Origin of the sequence: Kitasatospora atroaurantiaca, assembly GCF_007828955.1 — a bacterium.
Classification (GTDB): domain Bacteria; phylum Actinomycetota; class Actinomycetes; order Streptomycetales; family Streptomycetaceae; genus Kitasatospora; species Kitasatospora atroaurantiaca.
In genome coordinates, this window is sequence record NZ_VIVR01000001.1 from 5,428,581 (window position 1) to 5,450,538 (window position 21,958).

The 21,958-nt window shown below is 70.6% G+C and carries 18 protein-coding genes; 16 read left to right on the forward strand and 2 right to left on the reverse strand.

The window, feature by feature from the left end:
* The first annotated feature begins 1 nt into the window (after position 1).
* Positions 2-2,098: an ATP-dependent DNA helicase gene (locus FB465_RS24615; RefSeq protein ID WP_145793930.1), complete on the forward strand. Its 2,097-nt coding sequence runs from the start codon at positions 2-4 to the stop codon at positions 2,096-2,098.
* 111 nt (positions 2,099-2,209) lie between these two features.
* Here the strand turns inward: FB465_RS24615 and lexA are convergent, their stop codons facing one another.
* A complete protein-coding gene (lexA, locus tag FB465_RS24620; protein ID WP_425461258.1) occupies positions 2,210-2,947 on the reverse strand; it encodes a transcriptional repressor LexA in 738 nt (245 codons plus the stop codon).
* A 390-nt stretch (positions 2,948-3,337) separates the two neighbouring features.
* Here lexA and nrdR point away from each other — a divergent pair, with 390 nt between their 5' ends.
* The 3 genes from nrdR (at position 3,338) to FB465_RS24635 (ending at position 7,539) form a co-directional block, all read left to right on the forward strand.
* On the forward strand, positions 3,338-3,835 hold the full coding sequence (gene nrdR / locus FB465_RS24625; RefSeq protein ID WP_145793933.1) for a transcriptional regulator NrdR: 498 nt from the start codon (positions 3,338-3,340) through the stop codon (positions 3,833-3,835).
* A gap of 150 nt (positions 3,836-3,985) precedes the next feature.
* Positions 3,986-6,868 (forward strand): vitamin B12-dependent ribonucleotide reductase, encoded by a 2,883-nt coding sequence (locus FB465_RS24630; RefSeq protein WP_145793935.1) that lies wholly within the window; start codon positions 3,986-3,988, stop codon positions 6,866-6,868.
* A 233-nt stretch (positions 6,869-7,101) separates the two neighbouring features.
* Positions 7,102-7,539 (forward strand): hypothetical protein, encoded by a 438-nt coding sequence (locus FB465_RS24635; protein WP_145793936.1) that lies wholly within the window; start codon positions 7,102-7,104, stop codon positions 7,537-7,539.
* Positions 7,540-7,545: 6 nt separating this feature from the next.
* Here the strand turns inward: FB465_RS24635 and FB465_RS24640 are convergent, their stop codons facing one another.
* The gene (locus FB465_RS24640) at positions 7,546-8,358 is read right to left on the reverse strand and encodes a helix-turn-helix domain-containing protein (protein WP_145793938.1); all 813 of its coding nucleotides are present in this window, start codon (positions 8,356-8,358) and stop codon (positions 7,546-7,548) included.
* Positions 8,359-8,460: 102 nt separating this feature from the next.
* On the opposite strand from FB465_RS24640, the gene FB465_RS24645 reads away from it, so the two are divergent.
* The 12 genes from FB465_RS24645 (at position 8,461) to FB465_RS24700 (ending at position 21,949) form a co-directional block, all read left to right on the forward strand.
* The gene (locus FB465_RS24645) at positions 8,461-8,715 is read left to right on the forward strand and encodes an RNA polymerase subunit sigma-70 (RefSeq protein WP_145793940.1); all 255 of its coding nucleotides are present in this window, start codon (positions 8,461-8,463) and stop codon (positions 8,713-8,715) included.
* Between the two features lie 2 nt (positions 8,716-8,717).
* Positions 8,718-9,278, forward strand: a complete 561-nt coding sequence (locus FB465_RS24650) for a Clp protease N-terminal domain-containing protein (protein ID WP_145793941.1) — start codon at positions 8,718-8,720, stop codon at positions 9,276-9,278.
* Between the two features lie 207 nt (positions 9,279-9,485).
* Positions 9,486-11,162, forward strand: a complete 1,677-nt coding sequence (locus FB465_RS24655; RefSeq protein WP_246192816.1) for a sensor histidine kinase — start codon at positions 9,486-9,488, stop codon at positions 11,160-11,162.
* The gene (locus FB465_RS24660) at positions 11,162-11,596 is read left to right on the forward strand and encodes a roadblock/LC7 domain-containing protein (RefSeq protein ID WP_145793943.1); all 435 of its coding nucleotides are present in this window, start codon (positions 11,162-11,164) and stop codon (positions 11,594-11,596) included. The genes FB465_RS24655 and FB465_RS24660 overlap by 1 nt, the downstream gene beginning before the upstream one ends.
* Positions 11,593-11,955 carry a DUF742 domain-containing protein gene (locus tag FB465_RS24665; RefSeq protein WP_145793945.1) on the forward strand — a complete coding sequence of 121 codons (363 nt, stop codon included), beginning with the start codon at positions 11,593-11,595 and terminating at the stop codon, positions 11,953-11,955. Before FB465_RS24660 ends, FB465_RS24665 begins: the two co-directional genes overlap by 4 nt.
* Positions 11,936-12,616 carry a GTP-binding protein gene (locus tag FB465_RS24670; RefSeq protein ID WP_145793947.1) on the forward strand — a complete coding sequence of 227 codons (681 nt, stop codon included), beginning with the start codon at positions 11,936-11,938 and terminating at the stop codon, positions 12,614-12,616. The genes FB465_RS24665 and FB465_RS24670 overlap by 20 nt, the downstream gene beginning before the upstream one ends.
* Positions 12,613-13,857, forward strand: a complete 1,245-nt coding sequence (locus FB465_RS24675) for a cytochrome P450 (RefSeq protein ID WP_145793949.1) — start codon at positions 12,613-12,615, stop codon at positions 13,855-13,857. The genes FB465_RS24670 and FB465_RS24675 overlap by 4 nt, the downstream gene beginning before the upstream one ends.
* Positions 13,858-13,887: 30 nt before the next feature.
* The gene (locus FB465_RS24680) at positions 13,888-15,084 is read left to right on the forward strand and encodes a cytochrome P450 family protein (RefSeq protein ID WP_145793950.1); all 1,197 of its coding nucleotides are present in this window, start codon (positions 13,888-13,890) and stop codon (positions 15,082-15,084) included.
* Positions 15,085-15,336: 252 nt separating this feature from the next.
* Entirely contained in the window at positions 15,337-16,713 is a 1,377-nt protein-coding gene (locus tag FB465_RS24685) for an ABC transporter substrate-binding protein (RefSeq protein WP_145793952.1), read from the forward strand.
* A gap of 73 nt (positions 16,714-16,786) precedes the next feature.
* Positions 16,787-17,788, forward strand: coding sequence for a carbohydrate ABC transporter permease (locus FB465_RS24690; protein WP_145793953.1), 1,002 nt, complete (start codon positions 16,787-16,789; stop codon positions 17,786-17,788).
* Positions 17,785-18,720 carry a carbohydrate ABC transporter permease gene (locus FB465_RS24695; protein WP_145793955.1) on the forward strand — a complete coding sequence of 312 codons (936 nt, stop codon included), beginning with the start codon at positions 17,785-17,787 and terminating at the stop codon, positions 18,718-18,720. Before FB465_RS24690 ends, FB465_RS24695 begins: the two co-directional genes overlap by 4 nt.
* A 121-nt stretch (positions 18,721-18,841) precedes the next feature.
* Positions 18,842-21,949, forward strand: a complete 3,108-nt coding sequence (locus FB465_RS24700; protein ID WP_145793957.1) for an Ig-like domain-containing domain — start codon at positions 18,842-18,844, stop codon at positions 21,947-21,949.
* Positions 21,950-21,958: the final 9 nt, after the last annotated feature.

Here is a 21,958-nt window from a genome sequence, read left to right on the forward strand (position 1 = left end):
CATGACGAACGACTCCGCACCCCAACCCCTCCCCGGCGCTCCCGAGGCCCCGGAGCCCGTGCCCCGGGCCGAGCTCCCGGAGCTGCTGCACGCCGCGGTCGCCGCCGTCGGCGGCGTCGAGAGGCCCGGCCAGATCCGGATGGCCGAGGCCGTCGCCGACGCGGTCGACGCCGGTGAGCACCTGCTGGTCCAGGCCGGTACGGGCACCGGGAAGTCCCTCGCGTACCTGGTGCCCGCGCTCGCCCACGGCGACCGGGTGGTGGTGGCCACCGCCACCCTCGCCCTGCAACGCCAGCTGGTCGAGCGGGACTTGCCCCGGACGGTGGATGCGCTGCACCCGGTGCTGCGCCGCCGCCCGCTGTTCGCGATGCTCAAGGGCCGCTCCAACTACCTCTGCCTGCACCGGGCCAACGAGGGCACCCCGAGCGACGAGGGCGAGGGGCTCTTCGACCCGGTGGACGCCCTCGGCGGCCCGACCGGCAAGCTCGGCAAGGACGTCCTGCGGCTGCGCGAGTGGGCCGAGGAGACGGAGACGGGGGACCGGGACGACATGTCGCCCGGCGTCTCCGACAAGGCCTGGGCACAGCTCTCGGTCACCTCGAAGGAGTGCCTGGGCGCCAGCAAGTGCGCGTACGGGCAGGAGTGCTTCGCGGAGAAGGCCCGGGAGCGGGCCAAGCTGGCCGACGTGGTGGTGACCAACCACGCGATGCTCGCGATCGACGCGATCGAGGGCGCCCCCGTGCTCCCCGAGCACGCGATGCTGATCGTCGACGAGGCCCATGAGCTGGTGAACCGCGTCACCGGCGCCGCCACCGCGGAGCTGACGGTCGGCGCGGTCAACCGGGCCGTCAAGCGCGCGGCCAAGCTCGCCAACGAGAAGGCGGTGGACGCGCTGCAGGCCGCCGCCGAGAGCTTCCACGGCCTGATGGAGACAGCGCAGCCGGGCCGCGTGGAGGAGCTGCCCGAGTACCTCTCGTACGCGGTGGCGGCGATCCGGGACGCCTGCCGCCTGGTCATCACCTCGCTGGGGGAGACGCGCGACAAGGCGCTCACCGACGAGGACGCGGTGCGCAAGCAGGCGATGGCCTCGGCGGAGACGCTGCACGAGACGGCGGACCGGCTGCTCGCAGAGTCGGCCTACGACGTGGTCTGGATCGAGCGCAGCGACCGCTTCGGCATGGGCACGGCCTCGCTGCGGGTCGCGCCGCTGAGCGTCTCCGGGCTGCTGCGGGAGAAGCTCTACCAGGAGCGCTCGGTCGTCCTGACCTCGGCGACCCTCAAGCTCGGCGGGGATTTCAACGGCGTGGCTGCCTCGGTCGGCCTGCCCGGCGAGGGCCGCCTGCCGGACGTACGCGGCCCCGAGGAGCCCGCGCTCGACGAGGGCGAGGACGCGCCGCCGTACTGGCGCGGGATCGACGTCGGCTCGCCGTTCGCCTACCCCAAGCAGGGCATCCTCTACGTCGCCAAGCACCTGCCGCCGCCCGGCCGGGAGCCGGACCGGCCGGAGATGCTGGACGAGCTGGCGGAGCTGATCGGCGCAGCCGGCGGCCGTACGCTCGGGCTCTTCTCCTCGATGCGGGCCGCGCAGGCGGCGGCCGAGGCGCTGCGCGAGCGGCTGGACAACCGGATCCTGCTGCAGGGCGAGGACACCCTGGGCGAGCTGATCCGGGAGTTCGCGTCCGACCCGCAGACCTGCCTCTTCGGCACCCTCTCGCTCTGGCAGGGCGTGGACGTGCCGGGCTCGGCCTGCCAGCTGGTGGTGATGGACCGCATCCCGTTCCCGCGTCCGGACGATCCGCTGATGAGCGCCCGGCAGAAGGCGGTCGAGGAGGCGGGCGGCAACGGCTTCATGGCGGTGGCGGCCACCCACGCGGCGCTGCTGATGGCGCAGGGCGCCGGCCGGCTGGTCCGGGCGGCCGACGACCGGGGTGTGGTGGCGGTGCTGGACCCGCGGCTGGCCACGGCGCGCTACGGCGGCTTCTTCCGCTCCTCGATGCCGGACTTCTGGTACACCAACGACCGTAACCAGGTGCGGCGCTCACTGGCCGCGATCGACGCCTCGGCGGCCCCGGTCCGCCCGGTCACCAAGCGCAGTTAGGGGTGTCACAACAGGGGCGCGGGGCTCTGTTTGATCAACTGCGTACCCTTCCGATTCGCGCACGCAGTTGATCAAACAGAGCCCCGCGCCCCTGCAGGTAACCCCGACAAGTCAGAGGCGGCGGAGGACCGCGACGACCTTGCCGAGGATGGTCGCGTTGTCGCCCGGGATGGGGTCGTACGCCGGGTTGTGCGGCATCAGCCAGATCCTGCCGTCCTCGCGCTTGAGCCGCTTGACGGTGGCCTCGCCCTCGATCATCGCGGCGACGATGTCGCCGTTCTCGGCGACCGGCTGGCGGCGGACGGTGACCCAGTCGCCGTCACAGATGGCGGCCTCGATCATCGAGTCACCGCGTACGGTCAGCGCGAACAGCTCGCCCTCGCCGACCAGCTGACGCGGCAGCGGGAAGACGTCCTCGACCGTCTGCTCGGCCAGGATCGGGCCACCGGCGGCGATCCGGCCGACCAGCGGCACGTACGAGGTGGAGGGCCGGCCGGCGGCCTCCGCGGTGTTCGGCCGGGCGACCTCGACGCCGCGGACCTCGTACGCCCGGGGGCGGTGCGGGTCGCGGCGGAGGAAGCCCTTGCGCTCCAGGGCCATCAGCTGGTGGGCCACGGAGGAGGTGCTGGAGAGGCCGACGGCCTGGCCGATCTCCCGCATGCTCGGCGGGTAACCCCGGCGCTGCACCGAGTCCCTGATGACCTCGATGACGCGCCGCTGGCGCTCCGTCAGGCCGGCCTCGTCGGTCCGGATGCCGGGCGGGCGCCCGGGCAAGGAGCGCACGGGGGCTGGCGCGCCGAGCACGGCGTCCTGCACCGACGAGTGCTCGATCGGCTGGCTGCGGCTCATGCTGTGGTCCACGCTCTCCTGGTCGGTGGTGCGCGCGGAACGCTCCTGCACCGGGATGGAAGTCTTGGCTTCTACGGTGTTCATGGCGGCCCTCATTCGACAGGTGCTCTCCCTTGTCCAGCTCAACTGCTGCACCTATCGAAAGGTTGCGCCAAACACACGTTCGAGTGAATTATCTCGGAGTCGGCTGACCCGATCAAGGTTTTGGGTGTACATCGATTAAATGTTCGACCTGAGAAGTCTATTTCACGACTTCGAAGGGGTCGACACGGCGCGGCGTGGCGGCTACCGCAGACCTAGATCTTGTGCCAGAGTCCCCGATTGGGCCTACAAGTTGTGGTCGGCTAGAGTGTGCCGGTCCGCCTGTCATGCCAGAGAGGGAGTCCTCAGGTGCACTGCCCCTTCTGCCGACACCCGGACAGCCGTGTCGTGGACAGTCGTGCCAGTGACGACGGCAGCTCGATTCGCCGCCGCCGCCAGTGCCCTGACTGCGGCCGCCGCTTCACCACGGTGGAGACGGCCACTCTGATGGTCATCAAGCGCAGTGGCGTCACCGAGCCGTTCTCCCGGGAGAAGGTCATCTCCGGCGTCCGCAAGGCCTGTCAGGGCCGCCCGGTCACCGAGGACGCCCTCGCCCAGCTCGGCCAGCGGGTCGAGGAGTGCGTCCGGGCGAGCGGCAGCGCCGAGCTCTCCACCCATGACGTCGGGCTGGCCATACTCGGCCCGCTCAAGGATCTCGACGTCGTGGCCTACCTCCGTTTCGCGTCCGTGTACCGGGCGTACGACGGACTCGAGGACTTCGAGGCCGCCATCGCGGAACTCCGCGCCGAGCGGCCCTTCAGCGCGGAGGCCGGTACCCCGGTGCCTGCCCCCGCCGCAGCGCCCTAGGGCGACGTTACCGACGTTCCGTCGTGCGCCTACCGGGCGTGTGCACAACATTACACATCGTGCATGGCGGGGGACTTTTTGCCTGCCGCACACCAGGAGAGCGACGCAGTTCCCGAGGGACAATTGGGGCACTGCACCAGGAGGAGAGAAGTGACTGACACTACGAGCGGTTCCGCGCGCGGGTCGAAGTCCGAGAAGGCGGCCAAGGGAGCCGGCAAGGCGCCCAAGGGCGGCCTGCGGATCGAGCGCATCTACACCACTCCTGGCGTCCACCCCTATGACGAGGTCAGCTGGGAGCGGCGCGACGTCGTCATGACCAACTGGCGTGACGGCTCGATCAACTTCGAGCAGCGCGGCGTCGAGTTCCCCGACTTCTGGTCGGTCAACGCCGTGAACATCGTGACGTCCAAGTACTTCCGCGGCGCGGTCGGCACCCCGCAGCGCGAGTGGAGCCTCAAGCAGATCATCGACCGCGTGGTGCTCACCTACCGCGCCGCCGGTGAGAAGCACGGCTACTTCGCCACCGCGGACGACGCCGAGATCTTCGAGCACGAGCTGACCCACGCCCTCCTCCACCAGGTGTTCAGCTTCAACTCGCCGGTCTGGTTCAACGTCGGTACCAAGCAGCCCCAGCAGGTCAGCGCCTGCTTCATCCTGGCCGTCGACGACTCCATGGAGTCGATCCTCGACTGGTACAAGGAAGAGGGCATGATCTTCAAGGGCGGCTCCGGCGCCGGCCTCAACCTCTCCCGCATCCGCTCCTCCAAGGAGCTGCTCTCCTCCGGCGGCAACGCCTCCGGTCCGGTCTCCTTCATGCGCGGCGCCGACGCCTCCGCCGGCACCATCAAGTCCGGCGGTGCCACCCGGCGCGCCGCCAAGATGGTCGTGCTGGACGTCGACCACCCGGACGTCGAGGCCTTCATCGAGACCAAGGTGAAGGAGGAGGAGAAGATCCGCGCGCTGCGCGACGCGGGCTTCGACATGGACCTCGGCGGGGACGACATCACCTCCGTCCAGTACCAGAACGCCAACAACTCGGTCCGTGTCTCCGACGAGTTCATGACCGCCGTCGAGAAGGGCACCGACTTCGGTCTGCGCGCCCGGATGACCGGCGAGGTCATCGAGACCGTCGACGCGAAGAAGCTCTTCCGCAAGATGGCCGAGGCGGCCTGGGCCTGCGCCGACCCGGGCATCCAGTACGACGACACCATCAACCACTGGCACACCTGCCCGGAGTCCGGCCGCATCAACGCGTCCAACCCCTGCTCCGAGTACATGCATCTGGACAACTCCAGCTGCAACCTCGCCTCGCTCAACCTGATGAAGTTCCTCCGCGACGACGACAGCTTCGACGCCGCGACCTTCGCCAAGGTCGTCGAGCTGGTCATCACCGCGATGGACATCTCCATCTGCTTCGCCGACTTCCCGACCGAGAAGATCGGCGAGACCACCCGCGCCTACCGCCAGCTGGGCATCGGCTACGCCAACCTCGGCGCCCTGCTGATGGCCACCGGCCACGCGTACGACTCCGAGGGCGGCCGCGGCCTGGCCGGCGCCATCACCTCGCTGATGACCGGCACCGCGTACCGCCGCGGCGCCGAACTCGCCGGCGTGGTCGGCCCGTACGAGGGCTACGCCCGCAACGCCGAGCCGCACCAGCGGGTCATGAAGCAGCACGCGGACGCCAACTCCGCCGCCGTCGCGGTGGACGACCTGGACGCCCCGGTCTGGTCCGCGGCCACCGAGACCTGGCAGGACGTGCTGCGCATCGGTGCGCAGAACGGTTTCCGCAACGCCCAGGCGTCGGTGCTCGCCCCGACCGGCACCATCGGCCTGATGATGGACTGCGACACCACGGGCGTCGAGCCCGACCTGGCGCTGGTCAAGTTCAAGAAGCTGGTCGGCGGCGGCTCGATGCAGATCGTGAACGGCACCGTGCCGCGCGCCCTCCGTCGCATGGGTTACCAGCAGGAGCAGGTCGAGGCGATCGTCGCCCACATCGCCGAGCACGGCAACGTGCTGAACGCGCCGGGCCTGAAGGCCGAGCACTACGAGGTCTTCGACTGCGCGATGGGCGAGCGCTCCATCTCGCCGATGGGCCACGTGCGGATGATGTCGGCGATCCAGCCGTGGATCTCCGGCGCGATCTCCAAGACCGTCAACATGCCGGAGAACGCCACCGTCGAAGAGGTCGAGGAGATCTACTTCGAGGCGTGGAAGCTCGGCGTCAAGGCGCTCGCCATCTACCGCGACAACTGCAAGGTCGGCCAGCCGCTCTCGGCGAAGACCAAGACCCCGGCCGCGGTCGAGGCGAAGGCCGTCGAGCCGGCCGTCGAGAAGGTCGTCGAGTACCGCCCCGTCCGCAAGCGCCTCCCCAAGGGCCGCCCCGGCATCACCACCTCCTTCACGGTCGGCGGCGCCGAGGGCTACATGACGGCCAACTCCTACCCGGACGACGGCCTCGGCGAGGTCTTCCTGAAGATGTCCAAGCAGGGCTCGACCCTCGCGGGCATGATGGACGCCTTCTCCATCGCCGTCTCGGTCGGTATGCAGTACGGCGTGCCGCTGGAGACCTACGTCTCGAAGTTCACCAACATGCGCTTCGAGCCGGCCGGCCTGACCGACGACCCGGACGTGCGGATGGCCCAGTCGATCGTCGACTACATCTTCCGCCGCCTGGCGCTGGACTTCCTGCCCTTCGAGACCCGCTCCGCCCTCGGCATCCACTCCGTCGAGGAGCGCCAGCGCCACCTCGACACCGGCTCCTACGAGCCGGTCGAGCCCGAGCCGGAGGACGTGGACGTCGAGGGCCTGGCCCAGTCGGCGCCGCGCGCCTCGCAGCCCGCCGCCCAGCCGGTGGCCGAGAAGCCGAAGGCCGCGCCGGCCCAGGCCCACAACTCCACGGAGCTGATCGAGATCCAGCTCGGTCTCAACGCCGACGCGCCGCTCTGCTTCTCCTGCGGCACCAAGATGCGCCGTGCGGGCAGCTGCTACCTCTGCGAGGGCTGCGGCTCGACCAGCGGCTGCAGCTGAGAGGCAACCGCTGAGCGGTCGCCGTTGAGGTGACCGTCTGCAGGTCAGGAAAAGGGAGTCGGCCCATGGGCCGGCTCCCTTTTCCGCATTACCGGGAGGGCATTACCAGCGGCGTAATCGACCCTTCCGGAGGCGCCGGGCATGGTGGTACCAGCTGGTCCGAGGGAGACAGGAGAGACCCGGGGCCAGTCCGCCGACCTGCACTTTCGATGCTTTCCGGAGGCTGATCCACGATGTCCGCGAACTCCTTCGCCGCCGCCCGCGCCCCCCGCTCCACCGGTACTGCTCCGCTGACCTACCTGCGCCGCTTCCTGGCGCTGGACGCGGTCGTCACGGGCGGGAACGGCCTCGCGTACCTCGCCCTGTCCGGCCCGCTCGGGCGGCTGCTCGGGATCGACCGGATGCTGCTGCTCGACATCGGCGCGTTCCTGCTGCTGTTCGGTGCCGGGGTCGGCGTGCTGGCGACCCGCAGGCAGCCGCCGGTGCCCGCGGTGAAGGCCGTCATCGAGGCCAACCTGATCTGGCCGGTGCTCAGCATCGTGGCGCTGGAGGCCTTGCTCTCCCCGACCACGGCGGGCCTGGTCTGGATTCCGATGCAGGCCGCGACGGTGGCAGGCTTCGCCGCGCTCCAGTTCTCCGCGCTCAGGGCCGTGCGGGCGAGCGCCGCCTGACGCCTGCTAGGGCGTGAGCGACTGAAGATACGCGACCGTCTCCGGGTCGGCCGGGAGGAATGTCTCCATGGCCAGCTCGGAGACGGTCACGTCCATGGGCGTGTTGAAGGTCGCGATGGTCGAGAAGAACGACAGCACCCGCCCGTCGTGCTCGATCCGCAGCGGCAGCGCGAACGGGAACAGCTCCGCCGCGTCACGGCTGGACTCCGCCCCGGCGTCGGCGGGCACGGGGTACGCGCTCACCTCCTCGTACAGGGCGCGCAGCGGCTCGGAGCGCACCAGCGCGATCTGGCGCTCCATCTGCTCCAGCAAGTGGCCCCGCCACTCGTGGAGGTTGCGGATGCGCGGCGCGAGGCCCTCCGGGTGCAGGGTGATCCGCATCGCGTTGAGCGGCTGCTCCAGGAGGTGCTCGGCCACTCCCGCCAGCAGTAGGCCGACGCTCCGGTTGGCCGCCAGGATCCGGTAGGTGCCGTCGACGACCAGCGCCGGGTACGGGTCGTGGGCCGCCAGCAGGCGCTCCACGCCGGCGCGCAGCGCGTCCATGGTCGGGTCGTCCATCGATGTCTCCGGGTAGAGCGGAGCGTAACCGGCGGCCAGCAGCAGGGTGTTGCGTTCCCGGACGGGAACGTCGAGGTGTTCGGCGAGGCGCAGGATCATCTCCTGGCTGGGCCTGGACCGGCCGGTCTCGATGAAGCTGATGTGTCGTGCCGAGGAGTCGGCGCGCAGCGCGAGCTGCAGCTGGCTGAACTGCCGCCGCTCACGCCAACTGCGGAGCAGCGCCCCGGCTCCCGACCCCGTGTCCGTCGCAGCAGTCGTCATGCCAAGGACCGTAACCCGGGGGCGGGCGCGGCGGGACGACTTCCGGCCGGAGAAGTGTCAACTTTGGTTGACAAGCGTGAGGTGTCAACCTAAGTTGACAGTATGAGCGAGACGAAGCAGCTCGCGGCAGACGCGAGCAGTCGTGACCCGTCGGTCGGCCTGCGGGCCGTCCGGGCGCTGCGGGAGTTGGCGGACCGGCTGGAGGACCTCCAGGTCGGCAACGCCCGTGGCCAGGGCTGGTCCTGGCAGGACATCGCGGTGTGTCTGGGCGTGAGCAGACAAGCGGTGCACAAGAAGTACGGCCGACGCGGCTTCGGCAAGGACAAGGACACGGACATGGACAAGGACGGAGGCTGACGATGTTCGAGCGATTCACCGTGGGCGCACGGCAGGTGGTCGTGCAGGCGAAGGCCGAGGCGGCCGAGCTGAAGCACGGGTACATCGGCACCGAGCACCTGCTGCTCGGCATCCTGGCCGACCCGCAGGACCCGTCGGCGGCCGTGCTGGTGGAGGCCGGGCTCGACCATGACGCCGCCCGCGTCGTGGTGGTCCGGCTGCTCGGGTCCGGCGGAGACGCGCAGGCTCTGGCGGCGATCGGGGTGGACCTGGACGCCGTACGGGAGGCCGTCGAGGCGGAGTTCGGGGAGGGCGCGCTCGACGGGCCGGCCGGTGGGGACCAGTCGCGGCGGCGCGGCTGGTTCAAGGGTGGGGGCGGGCGCAGCCCGTTCACCGACCGGGCGAAGAAGACCTTGGCGCTGTCCCTGCGTGAGGCGATCCGGCTGGGTGCCGACCACATCGCCGTCGGGCACATCCTGCTGGGGCTGCTGCGCGAGGGCGACGGCCTCGCCGCGAGGGTGATCGCCGACCACGGCCTGGACGTCAAGGCCGTCCGGCGGGCGGTCGAGGCCAGGCTGGCCTGAGGCCCGGTCGACACCGGTTGTACGGATGCACAGCGTCATGTGACAGAACGCATCGTCAACTCGCCGGTTGAGTACAAGTGGTGAATGGATATGATCTGTTGACCGCGTGTACTGATCAACCGCCCGGAGCCCGCTCTGCCGCGTGCCCCGGGCGGTGGTGCGCTGTCGCCCGCCCGACGCTGACGCCCCGCCCCGAGGATCATGTTGATGAGAGCTCGCACGCGCCCCGAACGCGGGGCGCACCAACGCCCGAACGGCAGGACCGTGCTGTGGGCGGCGGCCGGGATCCTGGTCGGCGCGGGCACCGGTGCTGCCGCCACCACCGCCGTTCCCACCGTCCACCGGGCGGCCGTCGCGGGTACGGTCGGCGGTGCTCTCGTCCTGTGGTGCGCCCTGGTCCTGGTGGCGGTCTGGCAGGCCGACCGCTCCCGGCGGATGCACGGCGAACTCGCCACCGTACGCCACGAGCTGATGGACACCCGGGCGCAGGCGGCCGCGCTGCACGCCGACCTCTCCGCCACGCACTCGGCGGCAGCCGCCCTGCGCGCCGCCCTCGCCACCGCCCAGGCCGAGGCCGACGGCGCCAACGCCGACCTCGCCGCTGCCCGGGCGGACCTGGCCACGGCCGAGGCCCGGACCGCCGAACTGCGGGCCGCCGCCGAGGCCGGGCAGCAGGGGCGCGAGGAGGTCGAGCGGCTCTCCGCCGCGATCCTGCCCGAGGTGGTCAAGCGCCTGCGGGCCGGCAGCTCGGTCGACTCCGCACTCGCCGGGCACACCGGGCCGGCCCACGCCGGCCTGCTGCGCACCGTGGCGGAGGAGATCGGCCGGGGCGAACGCCAGCGCGCGGCCGCCCTCGCGGTCTGCGCCACGGCGGCCGGCCGGGTCCAGGCACTGGCCACCAGCATGCACGCGGAGTTGCGCGACATGCAGCACCGGCACGGCGAGGACGTCCTGGGCGACCTGCTGAGCCTCGACCACGCGACCGCCCAGGCGGGCAGGATGGCCGACAGCATCGCGGTGCTCACCGGTGCCCGCTCGGGCCGGCGCTGGACCAAGCCGATCGGCGTGGAGAGCATTCTGCGTGGTGCTCTCGGCCGGATCGGCGCGTACCAGCGGGTGCGCCTGCACTCCGCCAGCACGGCGGCGGTGGCCGGCTTCGCGGCCGAGGGCGTGATGCACGCGCTGGCCGAACTGCTCGACAACGCCGCCAACTTCTCGGCCCCGCCGGCCGAGGTGCACGTGTACGTCGAGGAGGTCCACTCGGGCCTGGTGATCACCGTCGAGGACGGCGGCCTGGGCCTCAGCGAGAGCTGGCTGCGCCGGGCCGAGCGGGCGGTGTCGGCCGAGCCGCTGGACCTCACCATGCTCTCGGCCGGTACCCGGCTCGGCCTGGCGGTGGTCGGCGCGCTGGCCCGCAAGCACGGGCTGTCGGTCTCCTTCCGGCCCTCCGCCCGGGGCGGCACCGGCGTGGTGATGCTGATTCCCGAGCAGCTGGTCACCCACCCGACACCGGCCCTCGCCAAGGCGGTGGAGGCGGCCCGGACGCAGCAGCCGGCCGCGGAGCCGACCCGCGCGGTCCTGGAGCCCCGGCGGAGCAGCCCTGCCACCGCCGACAACGGCCTGCCGCAACGCCGTCGCGGGCAGACCCTCGCGGCTTCCCAGCCCTCCGCTTCGAACGCTTCGAAGCCCTCCGCCTCGCTGCCCTCCGGCTCGGAGTCCTCCGCCTCGCAGTCCTCCGCGCCGCTCTTCCAGGCGCAGCCCGTACGGCCGGCGCAGCCCGTACGAGCCGACGCGGCCGTCTCCGCGGCCCGGTTCGGCGCCTTCCGAAGGGCCCTCCAGCAGGGGCCCGACACCACCGACGCTCTCCCGAAGGATGACTCCTGATGAGCAGCAGCACCGATCGCGACCTCGACTGGCTGTTGGAGAACCTGCTGACCGCCACGCCAGGCGCCCGGCACGCCCTGGTGCTCTCGGCCGACGGTCTCAAGCTGTGCCACACGGCCGGGCTGGGCACGGACCAGGCGGACCAGCTGGCGGCGATCGCCTCCGGGATGCAGAGCCTGGCGCACGGCGCGTCGATCGAGTTCGGCGACCGCACCGGCGGGGTCCGGCAGTCGATGACGGAGTTTCACGGGGGCATCCTGTGCATCGTGGCGGCCGGTGAGGGCGCGCATCTCGCGGTGGTGACCGACGACGACGCCGACGTGGGCGTGGTCGGCCACAACATGCACGGTCTGATCGAGCAGATCGGCGCCTTCCTCAGTGCCCCGCCGCGGGAGCTCGACGAGGCCGGGATCGACGACGCCGTGCCCGCATGAGCAGGCAGCTTCCGGGCCGGGACGAGGATCCGGACCGGCTCTACACCGTCACCCGGGGCCGCAGCCGTCCGCCGGAGCACGCCTTCGACCTGGTCACCCTGATCGTCACCGAGCAGGAGCCGGTGCCCGGCATGCAGTCCGAGCACGCCCGGATCCTGCGGCTGTGCGTCAACCCGACGGCCGTGGTGGAGATCGCGGCCGAGCTGGCGCTGCCGGTGAGCGTGGTCAAGATCCTGCTCGGCGACCTGCTGGAGACCCACCGGATCACCGCGCGGCACCCCCGGTTCGCCCCGACCAAGGCCCGGCTGCCCGACCTCGACACGCTGAAGCAGGTGCTCCATGGACTCCAACAGCTCTGACACCGCCGTACTGCCCGGCAGAGCCGTCACACCCCTGCGCAGCACGGTCGAGAACGGTCTGAAGATCGTGGTGGTGGGCGGCTTCGGTGTGGGCAAGACCACCCTGGTCGGCGCGGTGAGCGAGATCCGTCCGCTCAACACCGAGGAGACGATGACCAAGGCCGGCGAGGGCATCGACGACCTCTCCGGCATCCAGGGCAAACGGTCCACCACGGTGGCCTTCGACTTCGGCCGGATCACCCTCAACGACCAGAACGTGCTCTACCTCTTCGGTGCCCCCGGGCAGGAACGTTTCTGGTTCCTCTGGGACCGGCTGTTCAACGGCGCCCTGGGCGCGGTGGTGCTGGTGGACACCCGCCGGCTGGAGGAGTCCTGGTACGCGATCGACCGGCTGGAGCACCACGGCACGCCGTTCATCGTGGCCCGCAACAACTTCGGCGAGCAGGAGCACAGCCTTCAGGAGGTCCGGGCCGCCCTCGACCTCTCGGAGAGCGTCCCGCTGGTGGACTGCGACGCCCGGGACCGGGAGTCCAGCAAGCAGGTGCTGATCGAGCTGCTCCGCCATCTGCACCGACTGGCCGGGGCCGCCCCCGCAGCTCCGGCCGAGGCCACACCCGCAGACGCTGTCGCCGTCGCTGTCGAACAGGAGAAGACCCCGTGACCGAGCCCGCGACCACCCCGCCGCCGGGCTGCCCGGCGCACGCAGGTGCGGCCCCGCTGTACGGCCCGCGGTTCCAGACCGACCCGGGGCAGCTCTACCAGGAGCTCCGGGAGACCCACGGCCCGGTCGCGCCCGTCGAGCTGGCCGGGGGAGTGCCGGCCTGGCTGGTGATCGGCTACCGCGAGCTGCAGCTGATGACCAGCCAGCCGAAGGTCTTCGGCCGTGACTCCAGCCGTTGGAACCAGTGGCCGGAGATCCCGGCGGACTGGCCGCTCAAGCCGATGATGGCTCCGGTGCCGTCGATCCTCTACGCCGAGGGGGTCGAGCACCAGCGCCGCAAGGACGCCGTCACCGAGGCCCTCGCGGGGGTGGACCCGTACGAGCTGAAGAAGCACTGCGAGGAGATCGCCGACCGGCTGATCGACGAGTTCGCGGGCAGGGGCGAGGCGGATCTGGTCGCCGAGTACGCGCACCGGGTGCCGCTGCTGGTGCTCTGCCGGCTGTTCGGGCTCGGCGAGGACGAGGCTCCGGTGCTGATCAGCGGCCTGCTGGCGATGTTGGACGGCGGGGCCGACGCCCAGGCCGGAGCGCAGCGGCTGCTGGACAGCATGCTGAAGCTGGTGCAGGAGAAGCGCGAGCGGCCCGGCCCGGACATCACCTCGCGGCTGCTGGCGCACGAGGCCGGGCTGACCGACGAGGAGGTCATGCGCGACATGCGGGTGATCCTGATCGCCGGTCACCAGCCGTGCGCGTACTGGATCTCCAACGCGCTGCGCCTGATGCTGACGGACGAGCGGTTCGCGGCCTCGCTCTCCGGCGGCCGGCGGAGCATCAGCCAGGCGCTCTCCGAGGCGCTCTGGGAGGACACCCCGACGCAGATCTTCGCGGGTCGCTGGGCGACCAGGGACACGCAGCTCGGCGGGCAGCGGATCGCCAAGGGCGACATGGTGCTGCTCGGTATCGCCGGCGCCAACGCGGACCCGTCGGTCCGTCAGGAGAGCGGCCGGCCGGCCGAGGGGAACCGGGCGTACATGAGCTTCTCGTACGGGGCCCACGGCTGCCCCTTCCCGGCCCAGGAGTCCGCCGAGGTGATCGCCACCACGGCGATCGAGGTGCTGCTCGACCGGCTGCCGGACCTGCGCCTGGCCGTGGCCGAGCACGCCCTGGTCTGGCGGCCCTCTGCCTGGGTCCGCGCACTGGTGGCACTGCCGGTGGCCTTCACGCCGGGCTATGTGGCCTGACGTCCCGTCGACTGTCTGAGGAGTGAGCGGATGACCGCCCCGATCGTGATGGACCCGCTGGCGCGCGACAACGCCGCCGAGGGCGCCCTGCTGCGCGAGGCCGGCCCGGTGGTGGCCGTGGAGCTGATGGGTGGGGTCCGGGGTTGGGCGGTCACCCGGCACGCCGAGGCCCGGGAGCTGCTGACGGACCAGCGGCTGGTGAAGAACGCCCAGCACTGGGCGGCGTACCAGCGCGGGGAGATCCCGAAGAGCTGGCCGCTGATCGGCCTGGCGGTGCCGGGCCCGAGCATGGTCACCACGGACGGGGCCGAGCACCGCCGCCTGCGCGCGATCGTCGCGCAGGCCTTCACGCCCCGCCGGGTGGAGCTGATGCGGCCCAAGGTGGAGGAGGTCACGGCCGAGCTGCTGGACCGGCTGGCCGAGGCCGGGCCCGTGGTGGATCTCAAGACGGCGTTCGCCTTCCCGCTGCCGATGACGGTGATCGGTTCGCTGCTCGGGGTGCCCGAGGCGGACCACGCGTACGTGCGGGAGCTGTACGAGCGCTTCTTCAGCAGCGTCGCGGCGGACGTCCAGGCGACGATCGCCAAGCTCAACGCCTTCGTCGCCGACCTGGTCGCCAAGCGGCGGGCGGAGCCTGGGGACGACCTGACCAGCGCGCTGCTGGCCGCCGACGTGGAGGGCGGGGCGCTGACCGACGCCGAGGCCGCGGCGACCCTGCGGGTGATCATCGCGGCCGGGCACGAGACCACCGTCAACCTGATCACCAACGCCGTTCGCGCCCTGCTGGCCCACCCCGATCAGCTGGAGCTGGTGCGCTCCGGCGAGGTGCCCTGGTCCGCGGTGGTCGAGGAGTCCCTCCGCTGGACGCCGCCGACCAGCAACTTCCTGTTCCGCTTCGCCATCGAGGACATCAAGGTCGGCGAGGTGGTGATCCCCGAGGGCGAGGCCGTCCTTGTCTCGTACAACGCGATCGGGCGGGACCCCGCACAGCACGGCATCACCGCCGAGCTCTTCGACATCACCCGGGAGCCGGCCCGCCACCTCTCCTTCGGGCACGGCCCGCACGTCTGCCCGGGGGCTCCGCTGGCCCGGCTGGAGGCGACCGTCGCGCTGCCCGCGCTGTTCGAGCGCTTCCCGGGTCTGGCCCTGGCGGTCGAGGACGGCGAGCTGCGGCCCAACCCGTCGATGGTGGTCAACAGCCTGCGGGAACTGCCCGTCCGGCTGTAGGACCGACCGGGCCGCCACCGGGTGGCGGCCCGGCCCAGCACGGCCAGGTCACGACTGTGGCACTGGCCGATGAAGGTCGAACGCACACCTTGGCGTGCGGTAACAGTTAAGTTAACGTCTTCAAGCCAGCCCCCGCTGGGTACAGATCGATCTCCGGTACAGCGCAGTGTTGTTCTGTCTTATTGCTGGCATGTCATGCCCTGGCAAGGAGGACGCATTGACCCCCACCCTGATCGCGATCGAAGGCCGCCGATGACCCAGAAGTCCCGGCCCGTACTACTCCGGCGGCGCCTGCTCGCCGTCCCGGCCGTCCTTGCCCTCGCCCTCACCGCAGCCTGCTCCAACAGCTCCTCCAAGGACGGTGGCGGCGCCTCGTCCGCAGCCGCCCTGACCGGCGACTGCGCCAAGTACCAGCCGTACGCCGGTCACGCCGGGACCAAGGTGACGATGTACGCCTCGATCCTCAGCCCGGAGTCGGACTCGCTGGAGAAGTCCTGGGCCGAATTCAGTTCTTGTACGGGCATCAAGATTTCGTACGAGGGCTCCAACGACTTCGAGTCCCAGTTGCAGGTACGCGTGACCGGCGGCAATGCCCCGGACTTCGCGATCATCCCGCAGCCCGGCCTGCTCGCCCAGATGGTGAAGACCGGCAAGGTCGTGAAGCCGCCGGCCGGGACGGTCGCCAACGAGGACAAGTGGAGCCCGGTCTGGAAGACGTACGGCTCGGTCAACGGCACCTTCTACGCGGCGCCGATGAGCGCCAACATGAAGTCGCTGGTCTGGTACTCGCCGAAGTACTTCAAGCAGGCCGGCTACGAGGTGCCGAAGACCTGGGCGGACCTGATGGCGCTCAGCGACAAGATCGCCAAGGCGGGCGGCGGCAAGCCCTGGTGCGGCGGCATCGGCTCGGGCACGGCCACCGGCTGGCCGGCCACCGACTGGCTGGAGGAGGTCGTCCTCGGCTCGTACGGCGGTGAGGTCTACGACCAGTGGGTCGGCCACCAGGTGAAGTTCAGCGACCCGAAGATCACCACCGCGATGCAGACGGTGGCGGGCTGGATGCAGAACCCGGCCTGGGTGAACGGCGGGATCGGCGACGTGAAGTCGATCGCCACCACCACCTTCCAGGACGCGGGCGCGCCGATCCTCACCAACAAGTGCTGGCTGCTCCAGCAGGCGTCCTTCTACCGGGCGCAGTGGGCCAAGGGCACCAAGATCGCGGCGGACGGCGACATCTTCGCCTTCCACCTGCCCGCGGTGAACCCCTCGGTGCCCAACCCGGTCGAGGGCGGTGGCGAGTTCCTCGCCGCGTTCTCCGACCGGCCCGAGGTGCAGGCGGTGCAGAACTACCTCTCCAGTTCGGAGTGGGCCGGTAGCCGGGTGAAGGTGTCCGGCGGCTGGGTCTCCGCCAATCAGGGCGTCGACAAGAGCCTCTACACCGACCCGATCGACAAGCTCTCCGCCGAGGCGCTGACCGACCCGGCCGCGACCTTCCGGTTCGACGGCTCCGACCTGATGCCGGCCGCGGTGGGCTCGGGCCAGGAGTGGAAGTCGCTGACCGCCTGGTTCGCCGAGGGACAGGCCATCCCGAAGGTGGCGGCTGACATCGACGCGGCCTGGCCGCAGTAGACAGCCGTCCAGGGCGGCGCGGGTCCACCCGCCCGCGTCGCCCGAACCTCTCTCCGGTGGAAGGACCTTTCGCATGCCCACGGCTCTACTGGCCGACTCGGCGTGGACCGATGCCACCATCAAGCTCGGCAACAGCTTCGGCGCGATCGCGGGGTTCCTGGGGATCCTGCTGGTGGTGTTCTTCGCGGCGGGCCGGGCGAGCGGACGGCTCAGCCGGCCGCTCGCCATCGGGATCTTCCTGGGCCCGGCCGTCCTGCTGCTGATCGTCGGCCTGGTCGCCCCGCTGGTCCGCACCGTGTACCTGAGCTTCTACAACGACGACAGCACCCGCTTCCTCGGCGGCAAGAACTACGGCTGGGCGCTGACCACCGACTCGATCCACACGGTGCTGCTCAACACCCTGCTGTGGCTGGTGATCGCCCCGCTGGCGGCCACCGGGCTCGGGCTGGTCCTGGCGCTGCTGGTCGAACGGATGCGGCGCCAGGCGCTGTACAAGTCGCTGATCTTCATGCCCATGGCCGTCTCGCTGGTCGGCGCCAGCATCATCTGGAAGTTCGTCTACGAGGCCCGGGACTCCTCCCAGCAGCAGATCGGCCTGCTCAGCCAACTGGCCATCAGCCTCGGCTGGGAGCACCCGCCGAACTGGATCCTCTCCCAGCCGCTCAACAACTTCCTGCTGATGGCGGTCATGGTCTGGGTGCAGACCGGCTTCGCCATGGTGGTGCTGTCGGCGGCCATCAAGGCGATCCCCGACGAGGTGACCGAGGCGGCCAGGCTGGACGGGGCGCGCGGGCTGCAGCTCTTCTGGTACGTGACGGTGCCGATGATCCGGACCACGCTGGTGGTGGTGCTGACCACCGTCATGATCACCACGCTGAAGGCCTTCGACATCGTCCGCACCATGACGGGCGGCAACTTCGGCACCCAGGTGCTGGCCAACGAGATGTACTCGCAGTCCTTCGTGCAGTTCAACGTCGGGCGGGGCAGCGCGCTCGCCGTGATCCTCTTCCTCGCCGTGCTGCCGCTGGTGGCCTACAACATCGTCCAGCTGCGCAAGGAGCGTGAGACCCGATGAGCGAGGCCGTGCAGCCCGTGCCCCTGACGGCGGCCAAGGCGGTCCGGAAGTCCTTCAGCGCCCCTCTCGCCTCGGTGTTCGTGATCGCGGTGACGGTGCTCTGGACGATCCCCACCTTCGGCCTGCTGGCGACCTCTCTGCGGCCCAAGCAGGACGTGGCGAGCAGCGGCTGGTGGGAGGTCTTCGTCCACCCCGACCTGATCCTCTCCAACTACCACGCGGTGCTGTTCGAGGGAGGCTTCGGCAACAGCGCCGGGATGATGCCCTTCCTGGTCAACTCGCTGGCGATCAGCACCCCGGCCACGATCTTCCCGCTGGTGCTGGCCGCAATGGCCGCGTACGCGCTGGCCTGGGTCCGGTTCAGGGGCAGCGACACGGTCTTCTTCATCATCTTCGCGCTGCAGGTGGTGCCGCTGCAGATGGCGCTGATCCCGCTGCTGCAGCTGTTCTCCGGCGGCGCGCACCTGGGCGGGCTGACCATCGTCCCGGCCTTCGACCTGAGCGGGACGTACGCGCCGGTCTGGCTGGCGCACACCATGTTCGCGCTGCCGCTGGCCATCTTCCTGCTGCACAACTTCATCTCGCAGCTGCCGCGCGACCTGATGGAGGCGGCCGTGGTCGACGGCGCCTCGCACTTCAAGATCTTCCGGTCCATCGTGCTGCCGCTCTGCACGCCCGCCCTCGCCTCGTTCGCGATCTTCGAGTTCCTCTGGGTCTGGAACGACCTGCTGGTGGCGCTCACCTTCGCCGGAGGAACGGCCGAGGTCGCGCCGATGACCGTTCGGCTGGCGCAGCTGTCCGGGTCCTTCGGCGGCCGCTGGGAGCTGCTGACCGCCGGGGCGTTCCTGTCGTTGATCGTCCCGCTGATCGTCTTCTTCAGCCTGCAGCGCTACTTCGTCCGGGGGCTGCTGGCCGGGTCCGTCAAGGGCTGACGCTCCATCGGGTGTCATGCCTCGGGAATGTGTGGATTCTGCGGACACGCCCACCTCGCAACCGGTAAACCGGAGGCGGCAATTCGGCCGCTGATGTGGTTATCGGACGCTGGGGGACGGCGTGGGGCTCAAGAAACGACTCGCAGGCCTGCTGGTGGCCCTGCTCGCGGCATCGGCCCTGGTGGCCGCCCCCGCGTGGGCCGCCGGCACGGCCGTGCTCGGCAACAACGTGGTCGGTACGGCCACGGATTCGGGGGATTCCAACTACCTCAACGCCTCCCGGTACGTCACCGGATCCGCCGGCGGAGCGGTCAGCAGCATCAGCGTGTACGTCGGGGCGGTCGGCGCGGCGCCCAACAACCAGTACCAGGTGGCGGTGTACGCCGACAGCAGCGGCAAGCCCGGCGCCCTGCTGGCGAGCAGCGCGAGCGGGACGCTCACCGCCAACGCCTGGAACACCCTGCCGGTCACCGCCACGCTCGGCCCCAACACCCCGTACTGGCTCGCGTACAACACCAACGGCAGCAACGCGACGGTCAACAACCTCAAGTACACCAGCGGCGGCACCAGCGCGTACGGCAACGGAGGCGCCACCTTCGGGACCTGGCCCGCCACCTTCGGCGCCACCACGGCGGAGAACCTCAGCTTCTCGATCTACGCGACGTACACCCCGGACGACGGCGGCAGCACCCCGCCGGGCGCCGGCCCCGGCGGCGAGGGCCCGATCCTGCTGGTCAGCAGCCCGGGCAACCCGTACACCCGGTACTACACGGAGATCCTCAAGGCCGAGGGTCTCAACTGCTACAAGGTCAGCGACCTCTCCGCGGTGACCAGCTCCACGCTCGCCTCCTACGACGTGGTGCTGCTCGGCGAGATGCCGTTGACGGCCGCCCAGGTCACCATGTTCAGCGACTGGACCAACGGCGGCGGACGCCTGGTCGCGATGCGCCCGGACAAGCAGCTCGCCCCGCTGCTCGGCCTGACGGCCACCACCGGGACGCAGTCCGACGCCTACCTGAAGATCGACACCTCGGCGGCCCCCGGCGCCGGGCTCACCGGCGACACCATGGGCTACCACGGCACCGCCGACCGGTACACGCTGAACGGCGCGACCGCCGTGGCCACCCTCTACAGCGACGCGAGCACCGCCACCGCCAACCCGGCCGTGACGCTGCGCACGGCGGGCAGCGGCCGGGCCGCCGCGTTCACCTTCGACCTCGCGAAGTCCGTGGTGCAGACCCGGCAGGGCAACATCGCCTGGGCCGGTCAGCAGCGTGACGCCACCGACGGCTACGAGGCGAGCGAGATGTTCTTCGGGACGGGCGGCCAGCCGGACTGGAACAACCTGGACAAGGCGCTGATCCCCATCGCCGACGAGCAGCAGCGGCTGCTGGCCAACCTGATCACCCTGGTGGACTCGGCCAAGAAGCCGCTGCCGCGCTTCTGGTACTTCCCCCGCGACGTCAAGGCGGTGGTCGTGATGAGCGGTGACGACCACGGCATCGGCGGTACGGCGGGCCGCTGGGACGGGTACATCGCGCAGAGCCCGGCCGGCTGCAACGTGGCCAACTGGGAGTGCATCCGGGGCTCCTCGTACCTCTACACCAGCGGGCCGATGACCGCCGCCCAGGCACAGGCCTACTCCGACCAGGGCTTCGAGGTCGGGCTGCACGTGACCACCAACTGCCAGCCCTGGGGCACCACGGCGGCTCTGCAGGGCATGTACACCGACCAGTTGAACGCCTTCAAGGCCAAGTACCCCTCCCTGCCGACGCCGTCGAGCAGCCGCACGCACTGCGTGGAGTGGGACGACTGGGCGACGCAGGCCAGGACCAAGCTGGCCAACGGCATCCGGCTGGACGAGGACTACTACTTCTATCCGTCCTCCTTCACCAAGGACCGGCCCGGCTACTTCAACGGCACCGGCGAGATCATGAAGTTCGCCGACACCGACGGCAGCGTCATCGACGAGTACCAGGCGACCACCCAGCTGACCGACGAGTCGGGCCAGACCTACCCCGCCACCGTCAACACACTGCTGAACGGCGCCTACGGTTCGCAGGGCTACTACGCGGCGCTCACCGCCAACATCCACACGGACTACGCCGCCTCGACCGCCTCGGACGCGATCATCGCCGCGGCCAAGGCCAAGGGCGTTCCGGTGGTGTCGGGCCGCCAGATGCTGACCTGGCTGGACGGGCGCAACGGCTCGGCCTTCAGCAAGCTGGCCTGGAGCGGCAGTTCGCTGAGCTTCGACATCACGGGCGGGGCGAACGGTCTGCGCGCGATGGTGCCGGTCAACTCGGCCTCCGGCAGCCTCGCCGGTCTGAGCCGGCAGGGGCAGTCCGTGCCGTACCGGATCGAGACGATCAAGGGCGTGTCCTACGCCTTCTTCGACGGGACGGTGGGCTCGTACGTCGCGACCTACGGCCAGGACACCACGGCGCCCACGGTGACCGGGACCTCCCCGGCGAACGGGGCCACGGGGGTGGCGCCCTCCGCGGCGGTGCGGTTCTCCTTCGGTGAGCCGCTCGACCCGGCGACGGTGACGGCCTCGACGGTGACGCTGCGGGTGAGCGGCGGTGCTGCGGTGGCCGGCTCGGTCGCGTACGACAGCACGACCAGCAGCGCGGTCTTCACGCCCGGCTCGGCGCTGGCACTGACGACCGGTTACACGGCCACCGTGCAGGGGGTGAAGGACATCGCGGGGAACGTGCTGGCGAGCCCGTACAGCGTCTCCTTCACCACCGGAGGAGCGCCGCCGCAGACGATCGGGAACACCGCCGTCGGCACGCTGATCGACGACACCGACTCCAACCACCTGAACGGCAGCAAGGTGACGACGGGTGCGAGCCCGGTGCCGCTGACCTCGCTGAGCGTGCACGTGGGCTCGGTGAGCGCGGCGCCCAACAACCAGTACCAGCTGGCGGTGTACACCGACAGCGGCGGCTCGCCGGGCACCCTGGTGGTCTCCACGGCGAGCGGCACCCTGACCGCCAACGCCTGGAACTCGCTGCCGGTGAGCGCCACGCTGAGTGCCAACACCACGTACTGGTTCGTCTACAACAGCAACGGGACGAGCGCGGCCGTCAACAACATGAACTTCAGCACCGGAGCGGCCGGGCAGGGCGCCTACAGCAGCACCGGGGTGCCCTTCGGGACCTGGCCGGCGAGCTTCGGGCCGGCCACCAAGGACACGCTGATGTACTCGCTGTACGGGTCGTACTGACCCTCCGTC